The organism is Spirosoma fluviale, assembly GCF_900230225.1.
Taxonomy (GTDB): domain Bacteria; phylum Bacteroidota; class Bacteroidia; order Cytophagales; family Spirosomataceae; genus Spirosoma; species Spirosoma fluviale.
This window is the reverse complement of the sequence record NZ_OCNH01000001.1, coordinates 807,285-825,075: the sequence shown is the minus strand read 5'-3', so window position 1 is coordinate 825,075 and position 17,791 is coordinate 807,285. Positions and strand designations below refer to the sequence as shown.

The following is a 17,791-nucleotide window of genomic DNA, read 5'->3' as shown; positions in this document are numbered from 1 at the left end:
AAAATCAGTTAGTTTTCAGCCGGTACCAACTGTATCCATAGCCCGCTAACGGGATGGTAACTGTTCCCTCAGGTCCAGATTGCGTTGTGCTGTTATCCAGCAAATTGACCAAAGCCGCCGTTGGTTTTGCAAAGGCGTTGAGCGTACAGGATTTGGGTTCTGCACTGAAGTTATGCACCATCAGCAGCGAACGTCCCTGCCAGTCGTACCGGATAGCCAGCACGTTTTCCGATCCCGTATCGAGGAGTTCCCAGTTGCCCCATCCTATTTCGGGGCACTGTCTGCGCAAACGGGCAAAGCGGGCCACCCGATTAAGCAGCGATGCTGAATCGGCCCGTTGAGCGGCCACATTGACCCGACTGTAGCTATAAGGTCCTTCGTTAATGACGGGCCGCACCAGTTTAGCCGCATCCGAAAAACCAGCATTGGTGCCGGCCGACCATTGCATGGGCGTTCGAACGGAAAGCCGCTCCTGAAGCCGGAGATCATCGCCCATACCAATCTCCTCACCATAGCGGATAACGGGCATACCGGGCAGTGAAAACAACATACTATACGCCAGTTCGACCAGACGCGGATCAGCCAGCATGGGGGCCATCCGTCGACGAATGCCCCGGTCGTAAAGCTGCATAGTTGAGTCAGGCCCGAATTTAGCGTACACCTTTTTTCGTTCTTCGTCGCTGAGCCGACCAAGATCGATCTCATCATGGTTTCGGAGAAAATGCGCCCACTGCGATGTTGGCGGAATGTTTTTGGTATCAACCAGTGCCTTCTTCAGCGATTTCGTGTCTGACGTTGCCAGGGCGTAGAATAGGTGCTGGTTGGCGAAGAAGTTGAACATCGTGTGAATCCCCTGCCCTTCTTTTCCGAAATAAGGCTCCTGTTCTTTTGGGTCGACATTTGCTTCGCCCAGTAAAATGGCATCCCGTTTATGCCATTGAACGTACTGATGTAATTGATTAATTATACCGAACTGGTGCAGGGGTTTATCGGGGTCGAAGCCGGGGTTCGCCACTTCAATCAGGAAGGGGACGGCGTCTACCCGAAAACCCGCAATTCCCTTATCCAGCCAATACCGGATAATCTTCCGCATCTCCTGCAACACTGCCGGATTCTGCATGTTGAGGTCTGGCTGAAAATCGTAGAACCGGTGGTAGTAATATTCACCCGCCTGTTTGTCGAGCGTCCAGACGGCTTTCTGCACACCGGGAAATACCATCCCGGAATCCCACTTTTCGGGTCGCTCCTTCGACCAGACATACCACGACCGATAGGGCGAATCTTTCCGCTGCCGGGCCTGCTGAAACCACGGATGCTGATCGGAGGTATGATTGGTGACCAGGTCCATAATCACGCGAATTCCCCGCTGGTTAGCCTGCCGTAAGCATTCATCAAAATCCTGTATTGTACCCAAATGGGCGTCTACGCCATAGAAGTCCGAGACATCGTAGCCATCGTCTTTATTGGGCGTGGGCTGAAAGGGTGCCAGCCAGATGGTTTGCACGCCCAGTTTCTTCAAGTAGTCCAGTTCCTGGGTCAGACCCTTGAAATCGCCGTACCCGTTGGCGTCCGAGTCTTTAAAGACTTCTACGTCGACGTTATAAATGAGGCTGTTTTTATACCACAACTCCTCTACAAAATCGGTTGGCACCGGAATAGGTGGCGCTTCATCCACTTTTGATTCGGAAGAATTCGACTGGCACGATACGAGGATACCAACGCATAACAGAACAAAAAGTCGTTTCATGGATGAGTAGTGATGGCGTTCGACAGGAATAACTCCACAAGGAAGCATCCTGTTAGCCATTCCCTCATTTCTCCTATTAGACGGCCGGAAAATTGCATTTATCTAATATCGGCCATAAGGAATTTCGGATTCTTCTATGGCGGCTTATCCATTTGACCGCACGAAAAGTTAAGTGGGCATGAAGAAAGAGGCTATTCATTTAGAAGACTGGCAACGAATTCTGTTGGGCGATGCGCCGGCTGAATTTTTATTAGAGGTATTCATCCGAACATCATTAATCTACCTGATTTTACTGGTTGTTATGCGGCTGCTGGGTAAGCGGATGAACGGGCAGCTTACCAATCTGGAGTTAGCTGTGATGCTCACGATGGGGGCCATTATAGCTCCAGCCATGCAATTGCCCGACCGGGGTTTACTGTCGGGGGTGCTGGCTCTGCTTTGTGCACTTATTTTTCAGCGAGGGACGAACTGGCTCGGGATCAAAAGCAGTAAAACAGAAAAAATCATTCAGGGAACCGCTACGGTACTGGTGAAAGACGGCATTTTCCAACTGGAACAGATGGTGTCGAATCGGATGTCGCACCAGCAGGTTTTTGCCGCACTTCGGAGCGAAAACGTATATAACCTGGGGGATGTAAAACGGCTGTATCTGGAAGCGTACGGTATGTTCAGCATTTACCGGGACGAGAATGGGAAGCCGGGGCTATCTGTATTGGAGCCCTCCGATGATGAAATTCATTCTATTCACGAGCAACCGGAAACTGAAACGCTGGCCTGCACCAACTGCGGCAATACTATGCCCGCACAATCTCAACCAGGCCCTTGTTCTGTCTGCCAGACCAATAACTGGGTAACTGCTGTACGCTAACCTACCATGAAAAAAGAAGATATTTATCTGTACGACTGGCTTCGGATTCTCATTGGAGAGGTGCCGGGCACATTTTATATCGAGATCCTGATTCGGGCAGCCGCGGTTTACCTGATTCTGGTTGTTTCCATGCGCCTGATGGGTCGGCGAATGGCTTCCCGGCTCAGTCGAAATGAAATGGCTGCCATGGTTTCGCTGGCGGCTGCGGTCGGCATTCCAATTCTCGATGCCCAGCGAGGCTTATTACCCGTTGTGGTTATTGCGCTGGTGGTTGTTTTTACCCAACGGCTTATCTCGTATTGGGCGGCCAAAAATGAAAAATTTGAAGGTCTTACCCAAGGAATCAGCAGTACGCTCGTAGAAAATTCGGTTGTACAAGTCGCCAGTATGAAAGAGTCAAGCGTGACCCGCGAGTTGCTTTTCGCCCAACTTCGGTCGGGAGGCATTATTCATCTGGGGCAGGTCAAACGGCTGTATCTGGAAGCCAATGGTGCTTTCACGCTCATTAAAGACCCTAAGCCCAGGCCGGGTCTTTCCCTTATTCCGGAATGGGATGTTGACTTTATTGACCAGCAGAAAAAAGCGCCTGCTCAATGCGTCTGCTACGTGTGTGGACATATACAGCCAAAACCGAGTAAGCCCGCTGATGTCTGTCCGAACTGCAGCCATAGCAAATGGATTCAGGCTTTGGCGTAATTGCCCTTAGTGACTGCTGTTAGAGAAAATCGGCAGATTTTTTTCATCTGCTGAATTCTACTTACTATTTATATGAGTCTTTATACATTTGTAAAGCTTTCAACTGTACTATATACTCAATAAACCGATTTAGGGAAAATATGGACTATTAATAACCGTTTTAAGAAAACAGTAAGTATAAATCACTAGTTAACCCTCAATAGGCGTTGTTAGGAAGCGTCAATTTAGCCAGATAAAAAAAAGCAGACCAACATTGTCAGCCTGCTTTCCGCTTCTATCCACACCATAAGGGAATCGTTCAACTCCCTTTGATAAAGCGAATATACCACGAAATAGCTTACATACTGACTTTTGTTAGCATATCGCCTTAATACAATCTGAAATAATGGTTTTTAGTAGAGAAGTCCACTTTGATAGTTCGCTTCCTTCAATGGAAGAAATACTTCAACGGGTGAGTATACGAACCGGTATTGAGCCCGTATACTTAGCAGATAAATGGCTGTTAACTAACCCATTGAATCAGGAAGATATTTTTAGCCTTTACCAGGAAGATAATCACAAACTTATTTTGATGAACGACGGCCCAATGACAACTTTACTAAGAGCTACTTTGTATACATTAATTGAGATGGGAGGATATTATGCTGAATGGGATATATCATCACTCGAAAGTTAGCCACAAGTATTTATCTAATATATACACTATAAAGTAAGTTACAGTTAACAGTTCTTATTCCCATAGCATCACATTATCCATATATTAATAGCCTCTCCATAACCATTAATGGCTTTTTTGCGTTATGTTTAAAGAGTTAACTTTTTCCCGAAAAAATAGCACCTTACAAAGAAAGTTACACTCTACTGTGTAGATGCAAATGCAAAACGCTAACAATTAATTAATATGGTTACCTACGAAATTTTACGGAAAAGTTTTGTTCGACAACTGGTTGACCAATTTGTTGAGTTTCATCCAGACATGACCGAACAACAACGCGAAGACTCCATTCCGGCCTGTCTTAATGTCATAACCGTCTTTATGGGCTTAACAATAACTTTCTTTGGAGTATTAACCTGGGCAATTATTTAAGTAAGGAGCATTGGCAAAAACAGCTAGTCCCGATGTAAAGCTATTCGGCGCAGTTAACCTTTGACAGCAACTCTGAAACTGACGAAAACGCCAGTCCCAACGGAACTGGCGTTTAATTAACACCAGTGTGTCATTTATCTAGTCGTCTGCTCAAAGATAACCTGTTGAGAAGGACGTCATGTTAATACGTTGTTATATGACATACCATTCAGGCAATTTATTCTGGAAGCATGGCTCTGTTTAGTGTTTCGCCAGCAATAGGCTCGAAAAAGGGCCAAAGGGCAAGAGTCGTTAAATAAACGAGCCGGACTTGTATAAAATCATCCGTTTTGTGAGGGTGGGGAATCTGCCGATAGTAAGGTAGCATGGCTACAACATATTGACCGGGTTCAGCATCTATTTCATCAAAGAGTAGCTCATGCTGGGTGCCGTAATCGTATGTGTTTCCCAGCACGAGTGCAAGGTCCACCTCTTTATCTTTTCCAACTCTTGCTGCTCGTCTGCGATTTACGTCCGTGTAGAGCATGAAGCGAATTATTGCTTTTGAACTCGTCAGATTTACCTCATTCATTATATTTTACTTTTGCTACATTTATATTTTACATGAAATATAAAGGTAGCAAAAATATGGCCATACCTATAGTCGGTAAGGCCATATTTTACATTTTTCATGCAATTTCCATCGCTGTGGTCCTGGTGTAAGACAGAAGAAGGGGATACACTCCCAAATTTGTCTTTTTTTGCTGGTGGCAACCCGGACCTGCCGATCTACGTAATTACTTCAATCGTTTATATTGTTTAGGTAAAAAGAGGAAGGTTTCACCGGCTTGCCATTAGTAAGCTGGTTTGTTTCTATAAAAGCAAATTGGTTTCTACGAATTACCAAAATTTATCCGGCAACACACAATTGTAAGGATTCTTCATAAGACCATACTGGTTTCAGCTTACGATAAACAGTCAGCAACGCATCTGTTTTTCCTCTATAATCAATATGAGGCTGGAATGAATAGTTTGTCACTTCAATGGCATCAATATCGTCAAGATTGAAAAATTGCCATCTACTTGGCGACACGGGAGAAGGGACTGTATCCCGGCAAAAGCCATAGACAACGGATGTTAGCGTGTCTCGCCTGAGACCAGTCATGTAAGGCTCAATGGTTCGCCATCTCTTTTTGACTTTAATCTGAATCACCAGCTGATCCATAATTGCATCATCAATTACGACAAACGCATCGCCCTGCAACAGTGTCTTCATATTCCGCAAACGTTAAGTGTATAATTTATTTAACTCGGCAGATTCCCAAACGTCTGTACGATTTGATGAAGTAACCTCAGTCGCTGGAGCTAAAAAAAGCTCACGTTTTACTTCTTACAGTTTTTCCGAAACAACATGCTGCTTGCAGATGTGTAGACCCTACTTTCGGAATTTTGTTTAGAACCGGCCTGGTAATCTACTCAAAAGTATAAAAATTATATTAGCCGCTATACCATGTATACTTTATATAACAAAGAATTTATCACACGGTCCGTTCTCCTCTGTCAGTAGCAAGTTAGTCCCCTGTTTATTGAATCTTATTGAGAATAGATAGGGCATTACCACCATTACAAAGAATTATTCTAAATAAGTTTTGAGTTCATATCCTAAGCGCCTAGCTTTGCCTTTAATTATAATTATTCTAAATAAATGAAGCCAAATTCTACCTTCCTTTTCTTAATAAATACGCTACTCACGTTATTCACACTGACTGCAAAGGCACAAAGCCAGGGTACTATTAAAGGAATAATTACAACCAGTGACGGCAACCCAGCATCTTTTGTTACTATTGGTTTAAAGGACACCCGCAAAGGGGCACTTACCGCCGAAGACGGCTCTTTCGTGCTGAAGGGTATTAGCCAGGGCGTGTATACACTACGTGTTACCTTTGTTGGACTCCAGCCTCAGGAAAAGTCTGTCCGTGTACGGGCTGGTCAAACAGAAACAGTTGACTTTGTCCTGACCGAAAACGCAGCTCAGCTCAATGAAGTTGAAGTTATAGGGGCCAACAAAGCCGTTACGCTTGGCAAAGCCAGCATTGCTCCACTCGACTTACCTCAAATGACGGGTGTTGTGAGCAGCGTTGTTATTGAAAATCAACAGATCTCCCGCTTGGGCGATGCCCTGAAAAACGTGAGTGGCGTATCCCTCACGCAACAGCGGGGCGGTGTGGCCGAAACGTTTTCGGCACGGGGATACAGCATTGGTATTGCCGGTGCGGGAGGAAGTATTTTCAAGAATGGAGTCATCACAAACACCATGGGCTTTCCCGAAGCCAGTACGCTGGAGTCTGTAGAAGTGCTGAAAGGTAGTTCGTCTCTGCTTTATGGTAATGTGTCGGGTGGGCTGATTGTGAACATGGTAACTAAAAAGCCAAAGTTCGAATTTGGGGGCGAGGTGTCCATGCGAGCGGGCAGCTTTGGCTTGTTGAAGCCAGTGGTCGATGTATACGGCCCCTTGTCAAAAAATCTGGCATTTCGGGTCATTGGTACCGTCGAGAACGCTAAAAGCTACCGGGATGTGGTAAAAACCGACCGCGTTTACGTGAACCCGTCATTGATCTACAAACTCGGTCAGAAAACGACCATTCTGCTCCAGGGTGACTATCTGAAGTCAAACCTAACGCCCGACAATGGCATCGGTTCCCTCAATGCCAATCAGGACGCCATTATTCCCAATGTTCCCCGGTCACGCTTTATCAATACAACCTGGGCCTATAATAACGTAGAACAAGCAAGCGGCTCGATCAATGTCGACCATACATTCAATAACAAATGGAAACTGACCTTTATTGGCGCAACGCAGCAAACTAATGTGTCGGCTTATGGTGCTGGCGTTCCCAACAACAACGTTGCCGCCAACGGCGACTGGAACCGGGCGCTAAGCCGCACAAAAACCGCAGAGAACAACTATACGGGTCAAGTAAACCTCAACGGTCGCTTTAGTACGGGAGCGGTAGGGCACCAGATTCTGGTGGGTTCCGATCTGGTGGGCATTGTGAGCGAGAGCAACGCATTTACCATGACCAGCAATGGTGTTGCAGTAACGACCTATGACAGAATAAACATTCTGGACCCAACGAAATACGAGACTCGTTCCGACATCCCGGATGCAAATGCCACTATTCGCACGACCTCCCCATCTGTCCGCCTTGGTTTTTACGCCCAGGATTTGATCAGTCTCACGGATAAACTTAAAGTACTGGCGGGTCTGCGGTGGTCGCAGCAGAAAACAGTTCAGACTACCCTTCTCGATCTGCGAACCCAGAAAGAAACGCGAGGCCCGGTCGAAACCAAGGCGGATGCGGCTTTCTCGCCAAAAGTGGCGTTGATTTATCAGCCAACCAGAGGAACATCGTTCTTCGGAAGTTACGCCAGCAACTTCACCATCAATACCGGTGTCGACATCAACGGGCAGATCCTGAAGCCTTCAATTGTTGACCAGTACGAAGCGGGCGTTAAAAACGAATTTCTGGATGGCCGTATCACAGCCAACGTCGGGGTGTATCACATCGTGAACAGCAATCTGGCCCTGATGGCCCCGTTCAGGCTCGATGGCTCACCCAACATCGACGCAAATGTGAAAGAGTTTACGGGCCAAACCACCAGCGATGGGCTGGAAGTTGACCTGACAGGTAACCTCTCCAAAAACTTCTACTTCATCAGCGGTTACGGCTATAACTATATGCGATATACAAAAACGACGCAGGTAAAGGGGTCTTATATTGAAGGGGAACGCCTGACGAACAACCCGGCTCACACGGCCAACTTCACCCTGTTTTATACCGTTGACCGATCGCCGTTACGTGGGCTCAAACTGGGCGCTTCGGCCTTTTACACCGGTGCCCGTTACGGCGGGAACAACAACACCTTTGGCCAAACGCCGGAGTTTAGCCGCCTGATTCCACTAACCGGTTTTGCCACGTTCGACCTGTCGGCCGGGTATACGTATCGGAAGGTATCTTTGCTGGCCAAAGTGTCGAACCTTACCAATGAACTGAATTACCTGATTCACGACCGCTACAGCATCATGCCGATTCCACCCCGGCAATTTGTCACAACGGTCTCTTATCGTTTCTAATACCTGAAATCAATACCAAACAAAACCCATACTTGATCATGAATAAGCTGGTAAAAACATTCGTATGCTTCGGCGCACTCCTGACCGTCGGTCTGACTAGTTACGCGACCGATCGTGGAAAATTCAGCGATACAACCCGGGCCTATGCCGTTCCCACCCTGACCAAAACGCCCAAAGGATCTGTAGCCTTATCATGGACGGAGAAAGATCCCGATGGCATCGTTTATTTTTACTGGGCCGAGTCGGCCGATAAAGGCAGGACCTTCGGCGACAAAAAACTCATTTTCTCATCGGCTGGTATTGGAAACTCCCGGCTGATGCGCCCCAAACTGCTCTTCAAAAAAGATGGTACGCCCGTTGCCGTTTTCGCCCTGCGCGGTCCCGGTTCGGGTGCTCCCCAACAGGCAGCACAGGCTCCCCAGGCAGAACCTGCTCACGCCAATCATGAAGCCGCTGCGGCTGGCCATGACCACGGTGCTGCCCCGCAGGCAGGCCCGGCCAAAGGTGCTCCACGCGGGGGTGGCGGTGGTCGGCCTAGCGATTTACAGATCGTTTACAGCTATTCGAACGACCAAGGCAAAACCTGGAGCCAGCCCGCTCCGGTACATGCCGATAAAACGCCCAACATTGTTCGGGGCTTTTTCGATGCTATCGTACTGCCAAACGGCGAAATCGGCGTGGCTTATCTGAACGATATTGAAGGAAAGCAACACCAGCGCGACATGCGGTTTGTTAGCTCGAAAGGCAACCAGTTCAGCAGTGAGCGCATCATTGATCCCTTCGTTTGCGATTGCTGTAACATCAGCCTGCTGGTCGACAATTCGGGTACGCTGAATCTATACTATCGGGAGAATCAGGACAACATCCGCGACATCGCCAAGATGAGTTCGAAAGACAATGGTACCAGTTTCACTAAGTCCGAGATTCTGTTCAAGGACAACTGGCAGATCAACGGCTGCCCTCACTCGGGTCCAACATCCAGCGTTGGCGCAGGAACGAACCTGATCGCGTGGTTTTCGGGTACGCAGGAGTCACCGGGTATTCGGGTTGTGAATCAGCAGGGCAAACGGTTATTCGTCCTGGACGAACCAACCGCTAAAAATGCGTATCTGGTGGCAGCACCAAAATCATCCGTATTACTTTGGGAACAAAATCAGACATCGGAGGCCGGAATAAGCTCGGTCATCGCTTATAAGAACATCAAAGCAGACCAGAATCCAGCCACACAACTGGTGAAGAACGCAATCAACGGAACCAACGCCAGCGGCCTGGTTGTCGACAATCAGCTTCTGGTTGCTTACGAAGTGAAACATTCCAATAATAAAAATTCGGTAGCACTTGCTCAGATTGACCTTTAAACAGCCGTTTCGGCGTCTGATTTAGTCAACGGCAGCTTACTTTTCTTTTCTTCCTCTTTTTAATCAAAGCCCCGGCCTATACCAATGGCTGGGGCTTTTATTGTTTCCTCTGCAACTGGAAAAAATATCTTCCCATCCGTAGATTCCGTAATTTGCGGATCAACGCGCCCTAAATCAGTCCGAATTCTTCGTTGTTATGCCACAAATTCGTCAGCTTGCTGCTCATATTGAAGCCTTAGCTCCCCTCGCCTATCAGGAATCGTACGATAACGTGGGCCTGTTGGTCGGCGACCCCACTACCGACATTAAGGGTGTTCTGGTTACGCTCGACGTTACCGAAGCGGTTATTGACGAAGCTATTGCCAAAGGGTGTAACGTAATTGTGGCGCATCACCCGGTAGTGTTTAAGGGCCTCAAAAAGCTGAACGGCAAAACGTATGTAGAGCGTACCGTTATCAAAGCGATCAAGAATGATATCGCCATTTATGCGGCTCATACCAATCTGGATAACGTAGCTGGGGGGGTTAACTACAAAATTGCGGAGAAATTAAAACTGACGAACGTACAGATTCTGGCACCTAAAACGCAGGTGTTAACCAAGCTGGTCACGTTTGTCCCCGTGGCCGATACCCAACGGGTTCTGGATGCGCTGTATGCCGCCGGAGCGGGGCAGATTGGAGAGTACAAAAATTGTAGTTTTCGGGTGGCCGGAACCGGCACCTTCCAGCCCAGCGAACGGGCCAATCCAGCCATTGGTGAGATTGGAAAATATCATGAAGAGTCCGAAAACCGGATCGAGGTCATCATCCCAACCCATCAACAAGGTCAGTTACTGACCGCCTTACGGCAGGCCCATCGGTATGACGAAGTGGCGTATTACCTGACGGCGCTGGACAATCAGCATCAGGAAGTGGGCTCCGGAGCCGTGGGCGATTTGCCCGAACCGATGGCAGGAACAGCCTGGTTGTCTTATTTGAAAGAACACATGAACCTGAATCTTATTCGCTACACCGCCCTCCCCGACCGGCCCATTCGCCGAATAGCCGTTTGTGGGGGTGTAGGCAGCTTTTTATTACCCGACGCTATTCGGGCAGGGGCGGATGCGTTTGTGACCGCCGATTACAAGTATCACGAATTCTTTGATGCAGAAGGGCGCGTAAGTATCTGCGATATTGGGCATTATGAAAGCGAAGTCTATACGAAAGACTTGATTTGCGGGCATTTGGCAAAAAAATTCACTACTTTTGCGGTAATTTTATCAGAAACGGATACGAATCCGGTTCGGTACTTCATATAGCACTAACTACATTCCGAATGGAACTGACGATTGCGCAAAAACTAGACGCTCTTCTCAAACTGCAATCCCTGGATTCTCAACTAGACGAACTCATCAAAATTCGCGGTGGTCTGCCCGAAGAAGTCCGTGACCTTGAAGACGATATAGCAGGTTTTGAAACCCGGATTGGGAAATTCCAGGCCGAAATCAAGACGCTGGAGGAAGAAATTGAGCGCAATCGCGTGGCTAAAAAGGACGCTGAAAAGCTGATCACCAAGTACAAGGATCAGCAGATGAACGTTCGCAACAACCGCGAGTTTGACGCCATTTCGAAAGAAATCGAATTACAGTCTCTTGAGATTGAACTCGTTGAAAAACGCGCTAACGAAGCGCAATTCCGGGTGCGGGGAAAAGAAGAGGAGATTAAAACGACCTCGGCCGCCCTTAACGAACGGAAAGAAGACCTGAAAGCGAAAAAGCAGGAACTCGACCAGATTACCTCAGAGAGCCAGGAAGAAGAAAAGGAGATTATCAAGCAACGTGATGAGCAGGCAACGACCATCGAGCCGCGTTTGTTGAACTCCTACAAAAAAATTCGGGGTAATGCGCTGAACGGTCTGGCCGTTGTCATGGTGAAGCGTGGTGCCTGCGGAGGTTGCTTCAACGTGGTGCCGCCCCAGCGTCAGGCAGACATTAAAGACAAGAAGAAAATTATCGTTTGCGAACACTGCGGACGGATTTTTGCCGATGTGGAAGGTGTTCCCGAACCAGCTCCAACGGGCCGTGGCCGGTAGGTCTCCCCAGGTAGTCTTGAAAAAAGGTCGTCTTCTGGCGACCTTTTTTTGTTTCAGTCCCAGTTGGTTGATGTTATTTTGTTATCGTACCTGTTTAAGCCTTCCGGCAATCATCAAGCTTTCGTCGTATCTGTGTCAACGTACCGTTTTGCCCTTATAACAGCCCTCCTACTCCTGCTCAACCCGTTTGTGGGCAGAGCGCAGGATTTCGTCTGGACACCGGAGCTGCAACGAACGTATGGCGACCTTCAAAAACTAATTGTACAACCGGCTCAGCCGATACTTTCGACGGAGTCAACCCGGAATGGTGTACGCATTTTCGTTGACGACTATACAGATATGCTCCTGCTCGTCACGTCGGATGATGATCGGTTGTTTGCGTCGATCAGCGACCGGGAAGATGAGCGTCTCGAAGCCCTTAAAAGACTGGACGACGCATCGCCCTGGCAACGGGTACTCATGGCCGAAGTGCGGCTCCATTGGGCCTTCGTCAAGCTGAAATTCGGGAAGGAAGTAAGTGCGAGTTGGGATGTTATTCGGGCTTACAAATTGCTGGCGGAGAACAAGAAGCGATTCCCAGCGTTTCTGCCTACCTATAAATCGCTGGGAACGCTTCATGTCATGATTGGCTCCGTTCCGGACAGCTACAGTTGGGTGGCTAATTTACTAGGGCTGCACGGCAATATTCAGCAGGGGCAGCAGGAGCTTCAGCGTGCCCAGGCTGACGCAACTTTTGGACTCGAAGCACAGCTTATCGACCTGATGATCCGGGCTTATGTTATCAAGTTCACCGATGCCGACAGGAAAACGTTACATCGGCTGGTCAGCGCCCACCCCGATAATCTGCTCCTCCACTTTTTCGGAGCGACCATCGAGCAAAAGAGCGGTCATGGTGAACAGGCGCTTGCGTATTTGTTAAGTCGACCCTACGGCAAAAGCTATTTGCCTTTGCCTGTCATTGAAAATATCCTGGGCGACATTTATCTTCAGAAGGGTGAGTACACAACGGCAACAACGCATTTTCAGCAATTCCTGGCGACTTACAAAGGCCGTAATTTCTTAAAAGATTCCTATTATAAACTCTTTCTCTGCCACTGGCTGGCTGGACAACCCGACGCTCCTTCCCGCCCATTTCTGCGAAAAGTTATCACCGTTGGTCGAACCACAGTTGAGTCGGATAAAGCCGCCCAGAAGTTTGCCGAATTCTACTTGGCCAAAGGTGCATCGGCCAACCAGAAAGTGCTCATGCGGGCACGACTGGCCTCAGACGGTGGTTTTACAGATAGCGCCCTGGCCTATCTGCGCCCTTACACCGAAGCCAGATTCTCAACGGTAGCCGAAAAAGCTGAATACACGTACCGTATGGGCCGCATTTTCCAACGCCGGAACAACCCCGATGCGGCCATACCCTGGCTAACACGTGCCTTGGCGTTGAGCGACCCCGACCAGCTTTCATTTGGCGCGACGGCGGCCCTTCAATTGGGATACATCTATCAGCAAAAAAACGACCGCACTCGCGCACGGTCGTTTTTCCAGAAAGCCATCAGCTTTAAGCGCCACGAATACAAAAACAGCGTGGATAACAAAGCGAAGGCGGGTTTAAGTGGCTTGTAGAGACGCAAAGGGTTGCGTCTCTACTCCAGGGCAGCTACACCGGGCAATACTTTACCTTCCATGTATTCCAGCAAGGCACCGCCACCAGTCGATACGTAGCTAACCCGGTCGCCGTAACCGGCCTGATTGACCGCCGACGCCGAATCACCACCGCCGATGAGCGAAAAGGCTCCGTTTTCTTCAGTCGCTTTTACAACGGCTTCAGCAATGGCGTTGGTACCATGAGCGAAGTTTTCAAATTCAAATACGCCCATTGGGCCGTTCCAAAGGATAGTTTTCGACTTGAGGACAACCTCTTTGAAAAGTTCGATAGTATCAGGGCCGATGTCCAGTCCTTCCCAGCCGTCGGGAATCTGGCCCGTTGGCACAATCTGTCTGTTGGCATCGTTCGAGAAATCGTCGGCGCAGAGGTTATCGACGGGCATGTAAATTTTCACGCCTTTAGCTTCTGCCTTTTTCAGCAGTTCAAGGGCCAGTTCCTGCTTATCAGCTTCGAGCAGTGACTTACCGATCTGACCACCTAATGCTTTGGTGAAGGTATACGTCATTCCGCCACCAATGATCAGGTTATCGACCGTGTCGAGCAGTTTCTCAATGATGAGGATTTTATCGGAGATTTTGGCTCCGCCCATAATAGCGGTGAAAGGCCGTTCGGCTTCTTCCAGAATCTTCTTGGCGTTGGCCAACTCGGCATTCATCACGTAACCGGCTACGCGATCTTCGAAAAACTGACCCATTACGGCCGTGGATGCGTGGGCACGGTGAGCCGTTCCGAAGGCGTCATTTACCCACACATCGCCAAGTTTGGCGAGTTTCTCAGCAAAGGCTACATCACCTTTTTCTTCCTCTTTATAAAAACGCAGGTTTTCGAGCAGCAGGATTTCGCCAGGTTGCAGGCTGGCCGCTAAATCCGTCGCCGATTGACCAATGCAATCGTCCGCGAATTTTACATCGCGGCCAAAAGCTTCTTTGAGGGCAGGCAATATGTGCTTGAGCGAATATTTTTCTTCGGGACCGCCCTTTGGTCGGCCGAGGTGCGACATCAGAATAGCCGAACCACCGTCGTTTACGATTTTCAGAACGGTTGGGATGGTTGCCTTGATGCGGGTATCATCCGTAATGTTGTACTCTTTGTCGAGTGGCACGTTGAAGTCTACCCGAACGAGGGCTTTCTTACCGGCAAAATTGTAGGTATCTACGGTTTTCATGCGACTGCGTATGGTCGTTGGTTTGCGAGGCCAAACTTAGCGGTTTTTTAGCAGACGCGGGTAGTAAGTTTGCGGTTGTTCCTATTAAACCGCGATTCGGAGGGCTGTATGGCTGGCAATCTGATCGAAGTCAGCGTCATTATGTAAGACCGGTATATCGTAGAAAATGGCATAATGCGCAATCAGGCAATCGTTCGATTTGCGGATAGTAACGCCCTTTTTGCGTAGTGAGCGATACAGGTCGGCTGCCCCGATGGCGGCTTCGACGGGGTCAAGTCGAAGCATTGGCACATTTAATAGGACATCCTTTACTATCAGGTAAGTGTGGTCCTCGCGCACTCCCTGCACCACTTCCTGTAAAACTACAGCCGTCGTGTAAACTGGGAACTTCTCAGTAAGGTAATCTTCCAGTAAATTAATTTGTCTCGTATGGCTATTCTTACGGCTAAACCAATCAACCCAGACCGACGTATCAACTAAAATTGACTCCATTTAATCTAAAGAGTCCGAATTTATATCCTCATCATCCCAGAACTCTACTTTACCACGTAAAGCTAGTAGCTGTTGGTTATTTTGCAGAATAGTTACATAGCGTTCAAGTGCCTTCTGAACAAGTTCTTCGGTGTTTTCAATGTGGCTTAGTTGCTTTGCTTCATTTAGCAGTTGGTCATCAAGTTTGATGCTCGTTTCCATGATTTATTAGTCTTTTCAGGGTAAAAATACTACATCCCGCATATTATCAACATGTTTCGTTTGCCCAAGATATCATTATACATATACAAAACCACCTACACCTGTAGAGTCTACCCTTCGAATATACACATCAGTACTTCCCTTCGCTCCCGGCTCCACCAAAATCACCCTTGCCAAATTGAAGGTCATCTTTCGGCCCGTGGGGTATGGCGCTGGTAGCCTGAACAGCGGCAATACTGGCCGCATTGATGAACAAATCGTTTGGCGAATCATCGTCAGGTGCATCGGTAAAGCCCTGTTTGGGACTCGATAAATACTGAATACCAGCCACAGCAAGGCTAATCAGCACCAACCCCCCAATGGTCAAAGCTACGTTCAGCGGTACGAGCACGGTATAATGATGTAACGTCATGACAGCCGTAATAAGGCCCAGTGTACCCAGAATGATCAGCATCCGGTTGCGCTTCGTCAGGCCCTGCCAGAGATAAATGACCGGAAGGGCAAACGTCAGCACCCAAAAGAGCACTGGTAACCCGATTTGTGGCGCTTCCGTCAACACGCGTCTGGCCGGCCCCGATTCGAGCAGGAGTCCGTTCAGTTCACGTACCATAAAATAGTTTCCGCTGGCAGCCAGCACAAGTAGCGACAGCCACTGCACCAGATTGAGCGGATCGGTGTAATACGATCGGTCAATGTCTTGCTTAACAATCTGCCTGGCTCCGCTATACAGTAGCAGTGAAACGCCCATCATGACAAAAGGCAAAGCATCAAGCCCCCAGCTAACTTTTAGTAAACTGTCGAAGATAGCCGTGTAAAAAGCCGCGATCGAAAAGAAGGCGATAAGCGTATCGCCATAATACCAGAGCACCAGCAGCAAAAGCGGCAACGTAAAGAGGCAATGCGTAGCCACCGATAGGCCATTGGGTAAAAACTGATTGAATCCAAACGCCAGAAAGCCCGTTAGCGTAACAACAAAGGCATTATCGATACCATTCCGATACAGCAGCCGACGGCTAATAAGAAACCAGCCAACAATCCCCACACCAATACCGAAGGCAATGTTGAAGATACCGTAGGCCGTTTGATTGTCCAGCATACTGGAAAAAATACTGGCGGGTAACAGGTAACAGGCCAGTATGGCAACAGTTGTAAACAGAAACAGACCAATCTCAATGAATCCGTTCGTCCGGCGAAACTCCACCGGGTAGGCTTTCCGGACGGCCTCCATCTGCTCGTCGGAAAGCAGTCCCTGCCGATGCCACCGCTCCGATTGCATCAGCAGGTCGCGGTTATAAATCCACTGTTCGTTATACGCTTTCATTCGTTCGATTGCCTTTGGGTAGCTGGCTCATGAGGTAATACACAAACGCAATGCCGGTTACGATAAAATACCAGTAATAAACATCGTCGCTGGATGGGCGCAGGTAATGAAAAAACAGATACGTCGCGCCAATGTACCCGTATACACTGCTCATCAGCAGAAACAGAAACGAGCCTTCCGACGCGTTGGCCAACTGACGCTGCTGGCGAGCATACCGATCAAAGACAAAACAAGCGATGCCCAACCCCAGGGCGAACCACAACCGGACATCGTCAAAGTTGAATAGTCCGCCCAGCAAAGCCACCATCAGCAGATTACCCGCTATGGTCAGGTAAGTATAGGTAAAATGGGATTTAATGCGCCGTCGCTCCAGCAAAAACGCTATGCCGATGAGCACAAGAGCCAGCGCAAGAGCCGACAGGACTGTACCCTGATTGAAAAAGTTCGTTTTAAAATACAACTCAAGCGGTCGGACAGTTACACCAACCCACGAAATGAGCGCCGTCAACGCCATGCTCAACACCCCCCGATGGTCGAACCGATAGGCCAGCGGTAGAAACACAACCGCAGGCAGCAAAGTAACAAGTCCGTAGCGCGAACCAAACACATTATAAGCGTATTGCGCGTAGCCTTCCAGCGTCAGGAAAAGCAGGCAGGCCAGAATCAGCGCATAATCGCCAAAGGTCGACCTACTCTTCGCTTGGGCAAACGTCCAGCCGGGTCGATTTCGCCAGGCAAAGTAAAAACTACCGGCGCAGGCAGCTGCAATAGCCATCAGCAAAGCACCCTGCCCAATCTGGTCGAAGTTATCATAGACCAGCAATCCCAGTCCCAGGCTGACCAGCAGAATACCGATGTATAGCATCGAGCGTAACTCCCAATGCAGTGAAAAAGGCTTCTTACGCTCAATTTCAGCAATTTTCGTCTGCTGTTCAGGTGGCAAAATACCCTGCTTACCTAGTTTGTTCAGAACATCGTCCGGGGACATAAACGCGTGTTTTTTTGTTATGTAAAT

General features: G+C 48.6%; 17 protein-coding genes. 9 read left to right on the top strand and 8 right to left on the bottom strand.

From position 1 onward, the window contains the following. Positions 1-4: 4 nt before the first annotated feature. Positions 5-1,747: an alpha-amylase family protein gene (locus tag CRO74_RS03490; protein WP_097124594.1), complete on the bottom strand. Its 1,743-nt coding sequence runs from the start codon at positions 1,745-1,747 to the stop codon at positions 5-7. 178 nt (positions 1,748-1,925) lie between these two features. Here CRO74_RS03490 and CRO74_RS03485 point away from each other — a divergent pair, with 178 nt between their 5' ends. The 4 genes from CRO74_RS03485 to CRO74_RS03470 all read left to right on the top strand — a co-directional run bounded on the left by CRO74_RS03485 (position 1,926) and on the right by CRO74_RS03470 (position 4,398). Further along, positions 1,926-2,615, top strand: a complete 690-nt coding sequence (locus CRO74_RS03485) for a DUF421 domain-containing protein (RefSeq protein ID WP_097124593.1) — start codon at positions 1,926-1,928, stop codon at positions 2,613-2,615. A 6-nt stretch (positions 2,616-2,621) separates the two neighbouring features. After that, positions 2,622-3,311, top strand: a complete 690-nt coding sequence (locus tag CRO74_RS03480) for a DUF421 domain-containing protein (protein ID WP_097124592.1) — start codon at positions 2,622-2,624, stop codon at positions 3,309-3,311. A gap of 430 nt (positions 3,312-3,741) precedes the next feature. Beyond that, positions 3,742-3,987, top strand: coding sequence for a hypothetical protein (locus tag CRO74_RS03475; protein ID WP_144035871.1), 246 nt, complete (start codon positions 3,742-3,744; stop codon positions 3,985-3,987). A gap of 225 nt (positions 3,988-4,212) precedes the next feature. Then, on the top strand, positions 4,213-4,398 hold the full coding sequence (locus CRO74_RS03470) for a hypothetical protein (protein ID WP_097124590.1): 186 nt from the start codon (positions 4,213-4,215) through the stop codon (positions 4,396-4,398). 217 nt (positions 4,399-4,615) lie between these two features. Here the strand turns inward: CRO74_RS03470 and CRO74_RS03465 are convergent, their stop codons facing one another. Together CRO74_RS03465 and CRO74_RS03460 are read right to left on the bottom strand one after the other, a co-directional pair. After that, complete coding sequence (locus CRO74_RS03465; RefSeq protein ID WP_097124589.1) at positions 4,616-4,969, bottom strand: hypothetical protein; 354 nt, start codon at positions 4,967-4,969, stop codon at positions 4,616-4,618. 318 nt (positions 4,970-5,287) lie between these two features. Further along, a complete protein-coding gene (locus CRO74_RS03460) occupies positions 5,288-5,653 on the bottom strand; it encodes a hypothetical protein (protein ID WP_097124588.1) in 366 nt (121 codons plus the stop codon). A 429-nt stretch (positions 5,654-6,082) separates the two neighbouring features. Between CRO74_RS03460 and CRO74_RS03455 the strand changes: the two genes are divergently transcribed. The 5 genes from CRO74_RS03455 to CRO74_RS03435 all read left to right on the top strand — a co-directional run bounded on the left by CRO74_RS03455 (position 6,083) and on the right by CRO74_RS03435 (position 13,554). Further along, complete coding sequence (locus tag CRO74_RS03455) at positions 6,083-8,512, top strand: TonB-dependent receptor (protein ID WP_097124587.1); 2,430 nt, start codon at positions 6,083-6,085, stop codon at positions 8,510-8,512. Positions 8,513-8,550: 38 nt separating this feature from the next. Continuing rightward, positions 8,551-9,870, top strand: coding sequence for a sialidase family protein (locus tag CRO74_RS03450; protein ID WP_097124586.1), 1,320 nt, complete (start codon positions 8,551-8,553; stop codon positions 9,868-9,870). Between the two features lie 196 nt (positions 9,871-10,066). Beyond that, positions 10,067-11,167, top strand: a complete 1,101-nt coding sequence (locus CRO74_RS03445; RefSeq protein WP_097124585.1) for a Nif3-like dinuclear metal center hexameric protein — start codon at positions 10,067-10,069, stop codon at positions 11,165-11,167. Positions 11,168-11,184: 17 nt separating this feature from the next. Further along, on the top strand, positions 11,185-11,940 hold the full coding sequence (locus tag CRO74_RS03440) for a zinc ribbon domain-containing protein (RefSeq protein WP_097124584.1): 756 nt from the start codon (positions 11,185-11,187) through the stop codon (positions 11,938-11,940). 132 nt (positions 11,941-12,072) lie between these two features. Beyond that, entirely contained in the window at positions 12,073-13,554 is a 1,482-nt protein-coding gene (locus tag CRO74_RS03435) for a tetratricopeptide repeat protein (protein WP_097125999.1), read from the top strand. A gap of 20 nt (positions 13,555-13,574) precedes the next feature. On the opposite strand, the gene CRO74_RS03430 is transcribed toward CRO74_RS03435, so the two are convergent. The 5 genes from CRO74_RS03430 to CRO74_RS03410 all read right to left on the bottom strand — a co-directional run bounded on the left by CRO74_RS03430 (position 13,575) and on the right by CRO74_RS03410 (position 17,764). Continuing rightward, positions 13,575-14,762: a phosphoglycerate kinase gene (locus CRO74_RS03430; protein WP_097124583.1), complete on the bottom strand. Its 1,188-nt coding sequence runs from the start codon at positions 14,760-14,762 to the stop codon at positions 13,575-13,577. A gap of 84 nt (positions 14,763-14,846) precedes the next feature. Continuing rightward, positions 14,847-15,254, bottom strand: a complete 408-nt coding sequence (vapC, locus tag CRO74_RS03425; RefSeq protein ID WP_179830113.1) for a type II toxin-antitoxin system VapC family toxin — start codon at positions 15,252-15,254, stop codon at positions 14,847-14,849. Then, positions 15,255-15,455, bottom strand: coding sequence for a type II toxin-antitoxin system VapB family antitoxin (locus CRO74_RS03420; RefSeq protein WP_097124582.1), 201 nt, complete (start codon positions 15,453-15,455; stop codon positions 15,255-15,257). It lies immediately after the preceding gene. A gap of 130 nt (positions 15,456-15,585) precedes the next feature. Continuing rightward, positions 15,586-16,776 carry a hypothetical protein gene (locus tag CRO74_RS03415; RefSeq protein ID WP_097124581.1) on the bottom strand — a complete coding sequence of 397 codons (1,191 nt, stop codon included), beginning with the start codon at positions 16,774-16,776 and terminating at the stop codon, positions 15,586-15,588. Then, positions 16,763-17,764, bottom strand: coding sequence for a DUF2157 domain-containing protein (locus CRO74_RS03410; RefSeq protein WP_097124580.1), 1,002 nt, complete (start codon positions 17,762-17,764; stop codon positions 16,763-16,765). The genes CRO74_RS03415 and CRO74_RS03410 overlap by 14 nt, the downstream gene beginning before the upstream one ends. Positions 17,765-17,791 lie beyond the last annotated feature (27 nt).

Coding starts and splice junctions, on each gene's coding strand:
- vapC (WP_179830113.1), bottom strand. CDS start 15,254: ATGGAGTCAATTTTAGTTGATACGTCGGTCTGGGTTGATTGGTTTAGC.
- CRO74_RS03455 (WP_097124587.1), top strand. CDS start 6,083: ATGAAGCCAAATTCTACCTTCCTTTTCTTAATAAATACGCTACTCACG.
- CRO74_RS03460 (WP_097124588.1), bottom strand. CDS start 5,653: ATGAAGACACTGTTGCAGGGCGATGCGTTTGTCGTAATTGATGATGCA.
- CRO74_RS03430 (WP_097124583.1), bottom strand. CDS start 14,762: ATGAAAACCGTAGATACCTACAATTTTGCCGGTAAGAAAGCCCTCGTT.
- CRO74_RS03420 (WP_097124582.1), bottom strand. CDS start 15,455: ATGGAAACGAGCATCAAACTTGATGACCAACTGCTAAATGAAGCAAAG.
- CRO74_RS03465 (WP_097124589.1), bottom strand. CDS start 4,969: ATGAATGAGGTAAATCTGACGAGTTCAAAAGCAATAATTCGCTTCATG.
- CRO74_RS03475 (WP_144035871.1), top strand. CDS start 3,742: ATGGAAGAAATACTTCAACGGGTGAGTATACGAACCGGTATTGAGCCC.
- CRO74_RS03415 (WP_097124581.1), bottom strand. CDS start 16,776: ATGAAAGCGTATAACGAACAGTGGATTTATAACCGCGACCTGCTGATG.
- CRO74_RS03450 (WP_097124586.1), top strand. CDS start 8,551: ATGAATAAGCTGGTAAAAACATTCGTATGCTTCGGCGCACTCCTGACC.
- CRO74_RS03470 (WP_097124590.1), top strand. CDS start 4,213: ATGGTTACCTACGAAATTTTACGGAAAAGTTTTGTTCGACAACTGGTT.
- CRO74_RS03480 (WP_097124592.1), top strand. CDS start 2,622: ATGAAAAAAGAAGATATTTATCTGTACGACTGGCTTCGGATTCTCATT.
- CRO74_RS03485 (WP_097124593.1), top strand. CDS start 1,926: ATGAAGAAAGAGGCTATTCATTTAGAAGACTGGCAACGAATTCTGTTG.
- CRO74_RS03440 (WP_097124584.1), top strand. CDS start 11,185: ATGGAACTGACGATTGCGCAAAAACTAGACGCTCTTCTCAAACTGCAA.
- CRO74_RS03490 (WP_097124594.1), bottom strand. CDS start 1,747: ATGAAACGACTTTTTGTTCTGTTATGCGTTGGTATCCTCGTATCGTGC.
- CRO74_RS03410 (WP_097124580.1), bottom strand. CDS start 17,764: ATGTCCCCGGACGATGTTCTGAACAAACTAGGTAAGCAGGGTATTTTG.
- CRO74_RS03445 (WP_097124585.1), top strand. CDS start 10,067: ATGCCACAAATTCGTCAGCTTGCTGCTCATATTGAAGCCTTAGCTCCC.